General features: G+C 66.6%; 13 protein-coding genes. 6 read left to right on the top strand and 7 right to left on the bottom strand.

Translation table 11 applies throughout. The annotated features are described in order from the left end of the window. Nucleotides 1–979: 979 nt before the first annotated feature. Nucleotides 980–2,053, top strand: coding sequence for a hypothetical protein (locus tag QQ657_RS10705; RefSeq protein WP_284741907.1), 1,074 nt, complete (start codon nt 980–982; stop codon nt 2,051–2,053). 75 nt (nt 2,054–2,128) lie between these two features. Here QQ657_RS10705 and QQ657_RS10700 read toward each other — a convergent pair whose 3' ends face one another. Both QQ657_RS10700 and QQ657_RS10695 read right to left on the bottom strand, forming a co-directional pair. Beyond that, nucleotides 2,129–2,305, bottom strand: a complete 177-nt coding sequence (locus QQ657_RS10700; protein WP_143086545.1) for a DUF397 domain-containing protein — start codon at nt 2,303–2,305, stop codon at nt 2,129–2,131. 23 nt (nt 2,306–2,328) lie between these two features. Then, nucleotides 2,329–3,351 carry a DUF5753 domain-containing protein gene (locus QQ657_RS10695; protein WP_284741906.1) on the bottom strand — a complete coding sequence of 341 codons (1,023 nt, stop codon included), beginning with the start codon at nt 3,349–3,351 and terminating at the stop codon, nt 2,329–2,331. Nucleotides 3,352–3,592: 241 nt separating this feature from the next. Here QQ657_RS10695 and QQ657_RS10690 point away from each other — a divergent pair, with 241 nt between their 5' ends. From QQ657_RS10690 to QQ657_RS10675, 4 genes are all read left to right on the top strand, one after another. Beyond that, nucleotides 3,593–4,429: a hypothetical protein gene (locus tag QQ657_RS10690; RefSeq protein WP_284741905.1), complete on the top strand. Its 837-nt coding sequence runs from the start codon at nt 3,593–3,595 to the stop codon at nt 4,427–4,429. A gap of 107 nt (nt 4,430–4,536) precedes the next feature. Continuing rightward, nucleotides 4,537–5,004, top strand: a complete 468-nt coding sequence (locus QQ657_RS10685) for a hypothetical protein (RefSeq protein WP_284741904.1) — start codon at nt 4,537–4,539, stop codon at nt 5,002–5,004. 397 nt (nt 5,005–5,401) lie between these two features. After that, nucleotides 5,402–5,758, top strand: a complete 357-nt coding sequence (locus QQ657_RS10680; protein ID WP_091629519.1) for a histone-like nucleoid-structuring protein Lsr2 — start codon at nt 5,402–5,404, stop codon at nt 5,756–5,758. A 286-nt stretch (nt 5,759–6,044) separates the two neighbouring features. After that, complete coding sequence (locus tag QQ657_RS10675) at nt 6,045–6,578, top strand: hypothetical protein (protein ID WP_284741903.1); 534 nt, start codon at nt 6,045–6,047, stop codon at nt 6,576–6,578. Between the two features lie 168 nt (nt 6,579–6,746). Here the strand turns inward: QQ657_RS10675 and QQ657_RS10670 are convergent, their stop codons facing one another. After that, nucleotides 6,747–7,478 (bottom strand): PIN domain-containing protein, encoded by a 732-nt coding sequence (locus tag QQ657_RS10670; RefSeq protein WP_284741902.1) that lies wholly within the window; start codon nt 7,476–7,478, stop codon nt 6,747–6,749. 500 nt (nt 7,479–7,978) lie between these two features. Continuing rightward, entirely contained in the window at nt 7,979–8,143 is a 165-nt protein-coding gene (locus tag QQ657_RS10665) for a hypothetical protein (RefSeq protein ID WP_177231857.1), read from the bottom strand. A gap of 48 nt (nt 8,144–8,191) precedes the next feature. On the opposite strand from QQ657_RS10665, the gene QQ657_RS10660 reads away from it, so the two are divergent. After that, nucleotides 8,192–9,319 (top strand): hypothetical protein, encoded by a 1,128-nt coding sequence (locus QQ657_RS10660; RefSeq protein ID WP_284741901.1) that lies wholly within the window; start codon nt 8,192–8,194, stop codon nt 9,317–9,319. A 185-nt stretch (nt 9,320–9,504) separates the two neighbouring features. On the opposite strand, the gene QQ657_RS10655 is transcribed toward QQ657_RS10660, so the two are convergent. The 3 genes from QQ657_RS10655 to QQ657_RS10645 all read right to left on the bottom strand — a co-directional run bounded on the left by QQ657_RS10655 (nt 9,505) and on the right by QQ657_RS10645 (nt 12,345). Further along, entirely contained in the window at nt 9,505–10,080 is a 576-nt protein-coding gene (locus QQ657_RS10655) for a hypothetical protein (protein WP_284741900.1), read from the bottom strand. Further along, nucleotides 10,077–10,580 carry a hypothetical protein gene (locus QQ657_RS10650; protein ID WP_284741899.1) on the bottom strand — a complete coding sequence of 168 codons (504 nt, stop codon included), beginning with the start codon at nt 10,578–10,580 and terminating at the stop codon, nt 10,077–10,079. The genes QQ657_RS10655 and QQ657_RS10650 overlap by 4 nt, the downstream gene beginning before the upstream one ends. Nucleotides 10,581–10,650: 70 nt before the next feature. After that, nucleotides 10,651–12,345 (bottom strand): AcrVA2 family anti-CRISPR protein, encoded by a 1,695-nt coding sequence (locus QQ657_RS10645; protein WP_284741898.1) that lies wholly within the window; start codon nt 12,343–12,345, stop codon nt 10,651–10,653. Nucleotides 12,346–12,425 lie beyond the last annotated feature (80 nt).

Genomic DNA, 12,425 nt, shown 5'->3' with positions numbered 1-12,425 from the left:
ACCACCGTGCCGTTCCCGTCCGGAACGAACCACCGTGCCGTTCCCGTCCGGAACGACCACCGTGCCGTTCCCGTCCGGAACGAACCACCGTGCCGTTCCCGTCCGGAACGACCACCGTGCCGTTCCCGTCCGGAACGAACCACCGTGCCGTTCCCGTCCGGAACGACCACCGTGCCGTTCCCGTCCGGAACGAACCACCGTGCCGTTCCCGTCCGGAACGAACCACCGTGCCGTTCCCGTCCGGAACGACCACCGTGCCGTTCCCGTCCGGAACGACCACCGTGCCGGGAACTCAACTTCGGCCGCGCTACCGCGTGAAGGCGGACCCCCTGCGGGGCCTCGCCGCGACACACGCCGTCACGGCGCATGACCTTGGATTCGAAGGCAACCTCGGATCGCTAGTCCGCCGAGCCGCGTCGTCGCCCGCCGTCGCATGGACTCCGCCCACGGACTTCACGTGTGTCCACGCCCCGCCGACCGGTTCGCCGCTGCACAGCAGCGGCCACTATCCGCATGACTGGCTGCTCGGCCCGACCGCGAGCCCGATGCTCCCCGCCTCCGCCACTGTCGCACCGCTCGCGTCGGTCCGTGGCACCGACGCACCCAGGATCCCGATCGCCCACAGTGAAGCGCTTGCCGCGGCCTACTGGCGGGCCGGCCCCAATGATCACCCAGCCAAGTACGTCGTTCCCGTCCGGAACGACCCGGCGCACGACGGCTTTCGGAGTGAGTTGGTCACGTGTCGGCATGCCGTCAGGACCCCCGCCTGAACGCCGGCAATTTGCCCACCGAGTTGTATGAGCGCTGGCCAACTATGAGATTCCATGATCATCGGCAGCTAGAAAACCCCAGGTCAGACGGGGTAAGAGAGCCACAGCTTGCCAACTTCACAAGTTGGCCACACTATGACCAGGTGCGCGATTTAGCTGGAAACTTGACGGAGCGGCCGGTCGAAATCACGGCGTCCATCATAGGTCGCTTGACTTCGAGCGACCGTGGCGTCGTGCCAGCATACCCACTCGGGGTCCTGGAGTACATCGCCCGGGGTGGCCCAACCAGTCGACCAAGCGATCGAGACATTCTCGACGCACTCGAGTTGGTTGTAGCTCTGCGTAACGTCTCGATCTACCTCGAAGTCCGGCTTCTCCGGCGAGGCCAGCACTGGAGAGGCTGGATATCCCAAGCCGAGATTGGCAAGAGGCTCGGAGTCAGCGTCTCAGCGGTAACCAACCGACGAGCTCGGCTCCCGCAGAAGATCGCATCCGGCAGCCCCGTCCAGGTTCGGCCAGGCACTCCACGCGTCGACACAAAGACCGCAGTAGCCCTCGCGACCGAAGTACTTGATCGCCGTGAAGAGACCCAAGACGAAGTCGAGCGGCTGCCCGATCCTGCCGACTTAATCTCAGTCGTCAGCTACGCCCTCGCAAACGAAAGGCTGGTGCCAGTCGAAGTCTTCGTCGAAGACATCCTTGCCTGCTTGAGCATCGTCGTATCTGTACGCCGTCAACTTGATGACCTCGAACTGACACTTCTAGACCTCGGCCGCAACCACCAGGTTCCAAACAAGCTACTTGGGCAGCCGTTTGGACGGAGAGACCAGCACGCAACATGGAAGGCGCGTCGACGACTGCGGAACTCGAGCACGGGAGGACGCCATGAAGTCGTTGGCTACCACGTCCAGGAGAGTGACTCCTCGGAGCCGAGCCGGAGCACTCCTGATACAGGCGCCGCGGCTGAGCTGCGGACTGTGGCAGCTGGCCTCCTCCAGCACCACAGGTCACTTGCTGATGACGAGGAACTCGACAGCTGGCTGCGATGGCTTGAAGAAGCCGGACTGCATCACGAAGAAGTGAGCCTGACCCGCGGTGGAATTGGTCTGCTATGGACCGTGTTTGATGACGTCGCCGAAGCAATTGGGAGTCTCAAGTCGGGAGCGTCAAGTCGGCTCCGGCTGACGAGCGATGAACTAACTGAGTTGTGCGAGCTTGTCGACGGGGGCAATGCCCTACGGCAGCGACTACGAGCGGCCCAGCGCGACCAGGGCAACGCATAAGCAACGGCTGGAACAGAAGGCCGAGCCTCGAACCTCCCAGGGTGAGGTTCGAGGCTCGGCCTTCGGACAGATCTACTAAGCGACGCGAAGGTCACCAATCCGGGCAGTCAGCCTCGCCCAGGCAACAGCGCCGACGGTCAGATGCCCACCTGCGGGAAACCGCGACGTGCGTATCAAGGCTTCGGACCTAGTGATGGCAACTTCCACGCACTCACCAGTTTCAGCGCTCTCTGGGGACTTCTCCCAGATCACACTGGCCAGTGCGTCACTTTCTCTCACTGAAGCTCCTTCCACAGCTGTTTCATCAGACGAGTCGATTGTTCCTGGCTCTTCGCTCGAGCACGAAGATGGTCCATGATCCGCTTGTAGCGCATGATCTCGTCGGCCTCTTCAAAGAACAGCCCCTTGATCAAGGTCTCGACGTACACCAAGCCAGAGTCACCAGGGATGGGGAAGGTCATGATCGTGAACGGCCCGTGCGACGCCCGATGCACACCGGTGCCCTTCGCGAGGACCTGGATGTCAACATGGGGCAGTTTGGCTAGTTCTACGAAGTGCTGGAGCTGTTCGCGCTGCACCTCAGGTGGGCCGGGAAGATCCTCTAGAACGGCTTGTGGAATCACCATCCAGAGCTTCAATGGGTTGCTCTTCCGATGAAGAACGCTCTGGCGTTCCAGGCGTTGCTCCAGTCGCTCCTGGATCTCGTCTTCGGTGTACTCCTCTTCGCCGGTGCGCATGATCGCCTCGGCAGTCCCAGCTGTCTGAGATAGGCCGTGGGGAACAAGGAGGCTGGCGGTTTCGACTCCGGTGGCACCTTCCTCCAGCCCGGCATAGCTCGTGTACCGCGTCGGGTCGCCGTTCACCACCGGAGACACGGGACGCCGCTTCTTTGCCAGCTTGACCAGTTCGAGGAACGAGTCAACAAGCTGAGGACATTTGTAGAGGCTAAAAAGAGCCTGCACCTCGAGTTTGTTCAGCATGTTGCGCCCAGACTCGAGGTGAGCCACCTTCTCTCGTCCGCAACCAAGCAGCTCAGCAATGTCTTCTTGCACCAGCTTGCGACCGAGAGGCGCTGACGACGTCCGTTGGCGCCGAAGGGCAAAGCCAATCCAGCGCTTCAAGACTGCAGGCGGCAGTTCAGTCAGCGAGGCCGGCAAGTCAGCCGGATCCTCAGGAAGATCCAGAAGTTCCATGAATTCAGCATCTCCTATCGCTGCCGGTTCGCATGTCTGCGCCGTGCCGCGCAAGAGAGCAACGGCAGGTTCACCCAATCGAACTATCCCGGCAGTAACGTCCACGTTGTAACGTTACTGTTGTTCGAATGGTACTCAAAGACCTGCTGGTCAGAGCACCTATGAACCCTAGTGCAGCCAGTGCATGGACGCCCTGCCCCCTCGGGAATCCGGGCACTGGTGTCCATGACGGTGGCCGCTGGCGGACCCCCGACCTGACAGCGGTCACCGTCTCCAATCAGCAGCGTCCGGGGGGACCGGGATGGGAAGCCACACACGCAGTGGCCAGGAGCTTGGCGTCTTCGTGGTGAGCGGCTCGGTCAGCGGCTCGCCGAAGAAGACCTCTACGAGTTCCCCGGCCTACGCTGCCGCTCTGCTGGCGAACTGGCTACGCGACGACCCGAACGCGAGGGAATTGTCGTGGGTCGTCGACGCCGAAGCGGCCGCGGCGGTCTTCGCCGCCCGCCTTCGCAAGGGCCTGATCGGCGAGACCGCTCGGATCGCTCACATCTTCGTCGTGCACCCGGGCAACGGCGTCGGGCCGACGCTGACCTCGGTGTGCAGGAAGCCGTTCCCGTGGTACGACCTCGAGTTCGAGACCGCCTTGGGCAAGCCGATGGGCCAGCCGTGTCTCGGATGCCAGGCAATGCTGGCGCCCCCTCCGCCGCCAGTGCCGATCGCGCCGCCGCCGGCGGACCGCACGTCGCACGCCGATTGGGCGGGCTGGGATCGCTACTACCGGGAGCTGGGCTGGCCCGTCTCGGAGGTCGACGGCCAGCTCCTGCTGGCCGCGGGTCCAGACGTCGACGTCGTGGTGATCAGCCTCGACCGTGCTCTTGGCGAGCAGGTGCGGGAAGCGCTGTTGCCGATGAGGGCGCAGCCGCCGGTGCTGGCCTTGCCGACCTTGCCCGATCAGCTCCTGTTCATCGTCGAGCGAACCAACATCCCGGCGCCGATCCCCAAGGGCGTGCTGATGCTGGCCGCGGCGGTGCCGCTGTATCCATCCCCGACCATCGCGGGGGAGGCCATGTGGCACATCGCGCCGGACGAGGTCGAGGACGTGCGTCGCTGCAACGACATGTTGCTCTTGACCACGGTGAACACCGTGCGCGCAGCGCGGCCGCGCCGGGAGATCACGTCATGAACCTCGTTGTCACCGCTGCGGGCCTGCCAGGTCCGCGACGTCCCGGAAGCCGTTGCGCAGCAACGAGTATTGCCGGGAATTCCGCTGCCCCAGGTAAAGGAACTCGGATGACCCTCACGCTGGACGCACCCCGCCACGCCGTCGTCGACGAGCAGGAGCAGCGAGAGCGAGCTCAGCTGCGCAAGGCGGTCGAGTGGATGCCGGCCGCGTGGCTCGCCGCGGCCAACGCGGCGCTGGCCGACCTCGCCGAGCTGGCCGGCCTCCAGGTGGCTCGTCGCGCGGTCAACTTGGGACGTATTCACACGCCAGAGGTGCGCGCGCTCATCAGCGAGACGTTCACGGAGCTGACGTACGACATGGACGAAGGTCCCGACGGCACGGTGGCTCACACCTGGCGGTGCGCGAACACCGGCGCCACCGTCCACTACGTGCAGGGCCCGGATGGGTGCATGGTGGTGGAGGATGCTGGGTCCCCGCGGCGGAGCCTGTGGGACGAGCTGGTGGTCCTGATCGGCGCCTACCAGATGCACGCGGAGAAGACCGACAGCGCGGTAAAGCGTGCGCTCGGAGACTGACCATCTGGCGGTCCCCGACTTCGTGGCCCCCGACGCCCCTCGTCGGGGGCCACGAGGTCCGTTGAGCTGTCACCTGCTGGCGGGGCAGCTCGGCGCTGTTCGTGTTCCTTCTGATCTAGGGGGCTTCGCATCGGCCGTGACAGGCGCAGTGCGGGTGGCTGAGGTTCGCCGATCGGTGGCCGGCGTTCGAACAGGTCGCGCCGATAACGGCGCGGGTGCGTCGTTTCCCACCTGGGCCGACTTTCCGCTGATCAGGGTGGGCGGCGCAGTTCACGATTGCGCTGCGCCGCGGTCCGCGTACCGAGCGGGGTTGGTCCTGCGTCGGAAAGGGGCGAGGTTCTAAACTGCTCGCCCATATGTCCTGAACCATTTTCAGATACCGAGGGGGAACCGACCCATGGCACAGCGTGTGGAGGTCGCACTTGTTGACGATCTCGACGGCAGCGACGCCGAGGAAACAGTGGAATTCGGCTTGGACGGGGTCAGCTATCAAATCGACCTGAGCGAGGACAACGCGGCCGAATTGCGTGACGCGCTGGCTCAGTACGTCGAGCACGCACGTCGCATGGGCGGCCGGCGCCGGTCCGCCACCCGTCCTTCGGTTGCCGTTGCGGCCGCGACGAAAGCCCCGACCCATGTTGATCGGGAGCAGAACCAGGCGATCCGCAAGTGGGCCCGCTCGAACGGGTACGACGTCTCCGACCGCGGGAGAATTCCTTCCGAAGTGGTCGAGGCGTATCACAAGAAGCGATAGCGAGACGGATTCGCGCATCGGCATACGAGGCCAGTGACGTTCTTCGCATCCCAACGCCGGACGGTGGGCCGCAGACGTTCAGCGCCTACGTCGAAGCCATCGGCTGACGCAGGTTCCGAGGTTCTTACGCGTCGACCTCTGATGCGGTCGCGGAGGCGCAAGAGCTGATCACGCAGGTGGCGGGCGGACGGTCATTCTCTCGGATGATCGTCCGCCGGGAACCTGCGCCACCGCGGCGGAGTTGAGCCCTGTGCTGTTGGTTGTTGTCGACTGGAGGTGCCTGCTGTTGTCCGCTTCTGCTGCTGATGAGTACGCCGACTGGCTGACCGCGCCCGGAGCGCGCGAGGCTGTCCGCCGGCTCGCCGACCTGTTCGCGATGGTGCCGCCGACCACCGATGCGAGCTGGTGGCAGCGGCTGTTCGAGCTGACCCGCACCGCTCCCCCTCGCGACGAGGACGTGGCGAGCCTGGAAGGTGCCCGGCGGCGCGGCAGTGAGGTGGACCAGCTGGAGAAGGCGCACCTCGCGTTTTCGGTGGACCCGTACTCCTCGGCCGCGTTCGACCTGGCGCAGATCGTCGGCTGGTGGTTCACGTCGCATGATCCCGAGCTGGTGGAGCAGCACATGGCTGATCTCAGTGCTCGGGCGCTGCCCTCGCAGCTGCATGGCGGGGTCTGGTCGTGGCGATCGCAGTCGTTCGGTGCGCAATGGGTCCAGGATGTCGTCGACGCCGCCTGGGTCGTAACGCGCGCCTACGCCGCCGCCCAGGTGCGGCAGGGTGGGCCGGCCCCGTGGCGGGATGTTGAGCAGCGCGACGATTGACGATCAACCGAGGTGTTCGGATCGTGTGCTCTGGGCCTCTGATCAGCGGCGTCATCCTCGCAGAGTCGCGGCGGATGCGGTGCTGAGGGCAAAAATAAACCCGGCCCACGAGGGGCCGGGCGGGTATGGCAATAGTGTAGCCGCTCTGGGAGCGGCTTTCAAATCAGGTCACCAGCCCAGCGGCTTGGTGTAGGTGCCGGCGGGATCGGGCAGCTGGTGGGCGGTGTAGTCCAGCGCCTTCAGTGTCCGCCACCAGTGATGCCCGGCGCCCCCGGCAGGTGCGGTCGAGAGATCGCCGGCGGTGTATCCGCTGCCGGGGTTGACCGCTCCGACCGGCACCCGGCTCCACGCCTGGTGCACTGGCATCCGCAGATCGCTGTCGTTGCTGATCACGACCGCCGCGTCGACGGCGTTGGTCAGGATGTCGACCAGCAGATGGGAGGCGACGTTGACGTCGGAGCCTTTTTCCTCCCAGGTGCCCACCGATGCCATGAAGGTCGCGTCGGGCTCCGGGATGCCGTGGCGCTGGACCTTGATCGGCCACTGCGGCGTGACGAGGATGGGCCGGCCTCGGCGGCCTTCAGTGGCCAACGGCCGCTTGATGACCTTGCTGATGTAGTTGCCGAACTCGATGTGGTCCACGCTGCCCGACGAGCGCAGTGCCTTGAGGTAGACGTCCTGATCAGCGGCGCCGCTCGGGTTGGCGGCGCCGTTGATCCTGGCTGTGCAGTACACCAGCCGGGTGACTGACGCTCCGGGCCAGACCTGGGCCTGTTCGGCGACCAGGGTGGCGGCCAGGGCGCGGACGTCGAGCCATCGCCAGCCCGCCGATCCTCGGCCGCAGGCCTTCCGGCCGCCGTAGTAGAGGTTGTAGCCGTCCACGTAAACCCCGACACGCATCCGGCGACCTTAGCGACCGAGCTTCCTCGTGAGGCACACGGCACGGCGGTGAACTCCGTCCGCCGGGTTGTCCTGACCCTGGCCCAGACCGCAGACTGCGCCTCGATGCCGCACCTTTCGGTCCGCTCGGAAGCTGTGATCAGCAGCTTCTGTCTGACGAGCACGTCTTGGTCGACGTCGGCAGTCGGCCCAGCACTCGGATCGATGTCCCAGCGGCGGTGGTGCTCATCGCCGGTCGAATCGGTCGGCGGAGGGCAACAGGACTCGCTGGTGGTGGATCAGCTTGCACAGCATCGGCAGGTCGACCGGGTGCGGCCGCGCCCCCTGGGGGACGCCGCGGCCGCTGCGGAGTGGGCGTGAGTCCCCCGGTCGACCTCGCCGAGCCCGAAGCACGGCCAGCGAGGTCGACGGGCCAGGCCGTTGGGGTGCCGGGCGCAGATGTGCGGTTCTGATCAGGAGACACCCGGCACCGGGCTCGGTGGCTGGGAGGCTCCGCGGCCCTATGCGACGGGAGGCATCACCTCGTTCCACAGCGTCGCGGCCGCGGTCGCGAGCAGGATGACGGTGATGATCAAGCGGTACATCGCGGCCGCGAGCGACCGCAGGGCATTGAGCACGGTGCAGGCCGCCCGGGCCCATTGGGTGATGCGAGTGAAAATCGACATGCCCACAGTGTGATGACTGCACATCCGTGGGTATTAAAATCAAAACCCGTGGTAGACGAGGTCGAGATCCGGAAGTGGCTGACGAAGCACCTGCGCGGCGCCGTCACGGAGCGGGAGTGGGCCTTCCTGCAGAAGAAGCGAGTCGTCGGGCAGCTGCAGGAGGCGGCGGACGACGAGCTGCAGGAGGAACTGGACTCTTGCGCCTCGCTGATCAAGGACATGCGGGCGACCTATCCCGACGTCGAGCCGGCCGGATCTACGTCCCCGGAGCAGACCCTGGCGCCGGTCTCGGTCAGCTCCCGCTCAGCTGACGTCGGCGCGCGGTCGGCGGCGTACTCGCTGGCGTTGAGCGAGAACGTCGCGGCCGAGGCCGACCATGACCGTCAGGTCGCCGCGTTCCGCAAGAAGTTCCTACAGGGCGGACTCATCCAGCTCGATCAGGTCGAAGGCTGGATCGCCGAGCGCACCGGCCGGGGTGAGGACGCCCAGCAAGCGCAGGTGCGGATCCCGCCGGGCTGGGAACCCGGGCAGCCTCTGCCGGGCGAGGTGATCGAGGTGTTCGTCGACAGGCTGGCCTACGTGGCCCCAGGGTACGACCGGGTCCGCAAAGTCGTCGTGGCGCCGGGCACGGCACTGGGTCGGTTGCATCGGCTGGCGACCGGTCTGGCGGTGTCGCACGGCTGGGAGCCGGCGCAGGCCGCGACCTGGGTGCTCACCGGCGTCACGCCGCTGATCGGCCTGATCAGAGTCACCGAAGGAGCCCAGAACATCCGCGAACAGAACTGGACGGCGTGGTCGGAGCGGATCACCCTCGACGTGCATCCGGCGGCCGCGCCCGACGAAGTGGCGGACGCCTATCGCGCGGCCCGGGCCCGACTCGATCATCGCCGCACCGACGGCAACTACCGCGCGCGATCCCAATCGGTCCGGCAACTGGTGCTCGCCAGGTTCGTCGCCAGACCTCGCGCTCAAGGAATTGCCTGGGACACTCTGCGCAAGAAATGGAATTCCTGGATTCTCCAGCAAAACGAATACGCCGATCTCAAGCGCTTCGAGTCCGAAAACGCGTTCCGGCGCGCCGGTCTCCTCGCGTGTAAACGAGTTCTCTACCGCGGACTGTTCGCAGGCCGCGGTGCGACGGCCGCCGCGATCGCCGCTGATCAGAGCAGGCGATGATCGATGCTCGGCCGGGTGCCGCCCTCGGGAATGCCCCAAGTTCGAGTGTGCTCGCCGAGGGCCGACGTCAAGCGACCTGCTGAACTCGGCCAGTTCACGTCCGAACCGTCGGAACGAAGCAGCAAGCTACCGCAACGGGCCTGGCCCGATCTGCGAAGCCCGGCCGGTCCTGCCACAGCTGCTTGTCATCGACCCGCGCTGGAGGCTGTGATCAGCAGTTCTTGACCGACAACGTCGTCCTGGCTGACGTCGATGATCAGCCCGGCGCCCGGGTCGAGCACCCAACGACGGTGCTGGTCCCCCGCCAGGAACACCACCGGGACGGTTGGACGGCAGGGACAAGCCGGAAGTGCGGGCTGGTAGTAGAGCCGCTGGCAGAACATCGGCAGGTCGAGCGGCGCAAGCGCGAAGCGGGTGAGCCGCGTCGACGGGGCGACGCGGTCCGGGCAGCCGGAAGCCGCGGTCGCCGCGGAGTGGACAACGAGCCCCCAGCCGCCGAGCACGAGCAGGAGCACGGCGATGCCGGTGGCCAGGCCCGCGCGGCGCCAGAGCTGATGAGCGGTTCTGATCAGCAGGAACATGGCACCGAGTCCGATGGCCGGAAGGATCAGCAGCCCCAGGTCTGGCACGGGCTGCTGTGACCACGCCGGGCCGGCACCGAGCGCGTTGAAGGCCAGCAGGCGCAGGCCGGCGCCGACGAGCACGGTCGCCGCGACCGCACCGAGCAGCAGAGGAACCCAGGCCCGGACGCCGCGGTTCACGAGAACCACTCGTTCGGGTCGGGGTTGGCCAGCCCTAGCTCCTCGAGTTCGTCGTCGGTGACCTCAGGAACGCCCAGCGCCCGGGTGTGCTCGCCGAGCGCCGACTCGAAGTCGTCCAGGCGGCCGCTCACCTCCGCCAGCTCGGTCCCGACCCGCTCGCAGAACGCGGTGTCGTGCAGGAACGGCATCCTGTCGCGCATGAAGCGGTGCACAAGGTAGTTGCGGGCCTCGACCGCGCGGCGTGCTTCCTCCTCCAGCTCGGCCGGCAGGTCAGCCGCGGCGACGAGGTTGCCCAGGACCCCGCGGTTCCAGCCTTCGATCTTCGCCAGCCGCTGATCCAGCGTCATGCCGCGCTTCTGGCGGTGCGCCAGTATGCCCCAGAAGGTCAGCTCCAAGACCTGGAAGCGCGCGAGCAGCTCGCCGAAGGCACCGAACACCACGAACCTGGCAACGTTGCCGGGTTTGAGGTCAGGTTCGCCCTGATCACCGTCAGTTGTCATCGTGTCCCCTTCGTACCGCGACGCGGTCGTAGTGGCTACGCATCCGCGGGCCGCCCGAGCCGGCCAGTGTTCAGGAGGACATCGTGCGGTCAGCTGCCAGCCACAGCTGGGGCGCCTGCTTGGTACCAGGTGCAGGGGGCCAAGTACGAGCGTCGCCACGGCCGAGCACCACGCGGGCATCGGTGAACAGCGCCGAGTCGGAGGCAGCGAAATCGGCGATCGCGACGAACACCCCGAGGTGCGACGCTTGCCGATCAACGGTGTCCCCGAAGGCCGTTCCAGGTCCGGTGACCGGGACGGCATCGCTGCCGGCGAGGACATTCGCGCGCATCGCCGTGGCCGCCCAGGTGGCTGCGAGTGCATCCCGAACCGTCTGCCCGGTTAGGTGCACCGGTTGCACCTGGAGGGAGTCGAGTCCGCCGACAGGGTCGTGGTCGAGCAGGAAGCGCAGTTCAGTGCGCCGTTCCGCGGCGTCCCACTCGAGGTGGACGAAGAGCCCCGCCGCGCCGCTTGGCGTCTCGGAGGTCAGGTAGATGCACGGCACCACCCAGCGTCCGGGCAGATCACCGGGCAGCGTGTCGGCTGCTGCTTCGAAGCGCGGAACGAGCTGGTCGTGGATGTTGACCAGAGGCCGACCGCTGGCGCGCCACGACCCGACCGCGGCGAGCACTGCGGCAAGGCGAGATTGCTCGAGCAGGTCGATCATCGACCCTGTTGGCGGAAGGCGCTCGGCCAGGAGCTCGAGGATCCGGGTGATCGGCATCCAGCACCAGGACGGCCAGTCACCACGGTCAGCGGCAGCCTGCAGAAGGTGTTCCACCATTCCGGGAACCCGGGTCTCGAGTTGTTGTTCGAGTGTGTGCAGCCGTCGTGCGGTCGCGCGGTACAGCTCGGGGATCCAGCGGTACTGCCTGTCCAGTTCACCATCGCGGATCCGCGCAAAGGCCTCGTCCTGGCCTTCGGTCTCGCTACCGTGATGCATGCCGACCCCAGCGGGGGCCGAGGCGCCGAGGCAGCACACGGGCGGGATGGTGACGTTCATTCGGGCGCCTTGCTTGCGCAGCGGTTTCGGGGCGACGAGCTCAGCGGTCACGGATACGCTGCCGCTTGCCATTGCCGCCCAGGTGCTGATCACGGCCTGGTAGAAGTCGTGGAGGGGGTGAGCGGGGTCGTCGGCTTGGGCTGGCCAGCTCCGCGGGACGATGTGCGTCTCGCGGTCGTAGCCGAGGTGGCCGTTGACCTGGAGCAGGGCGTCCACGTCGTCTCCGAGCCGAATCGCCGCGGCTGCGTTGTCTGACCACCACGTGATCCAGAGGCCGCCGTCTTCGGCTTCGCCCCAACTCGCGGCGACGATCGGCACTCCGGTGTCGGTGGTGCAGGGCGGGGTCGCCCACATCACCATCCCGGCCGGGGCAGGCACGATCCCCGCGAGGTCGCATGGCACCAGGTCGGTCGCCAATGCGGCTGCCGTGGCTTCCTCGTTGAGGTGGTAAAGCGCGGCGGCGCCGAGCCGCCGTCGCTCGGCGGCGGCGAGATGCCGGGCACGTGCCTCGTTGGAGGTGAGCGTGGCTACCGCGGTCGGCAGTGTGAAGCCCACGCCGCTGTCCATCAGGTGCGTCCATACGCGGGTCGCGTTAAGACGCAGGAAGTCCAGGGCTGACAACCAGGCGAGATGCAGGTTGGCGGGGGCTGTGAAGTCCACTGGAACGTCCTCGGTGCGTTGAGCTGCGGCCGGTTTTGGCGTCGCGTTCACGACGACGGACAAGCAGAGTATCGGGCAGTACTGACAGTTCCCGCGCTCGCGGTGCTTCCCGGCTAGCGCGCTCGTCGAAGCCCACGAGCGGC

It is taken from the genome of Amycolatopsis ponsaeliensis (assembly GCF_030182635.1).
Lineage (GTDB): Bacteria > Actinomycetota > Actinomycetes > Mycobacteriales > Pseudonocardiaceae > Amycolatopsis > Amycolatopsis ponsaeliensis.
This window is presented reverse-complemented; position numbering and strand designations above follow the sequence as displayed.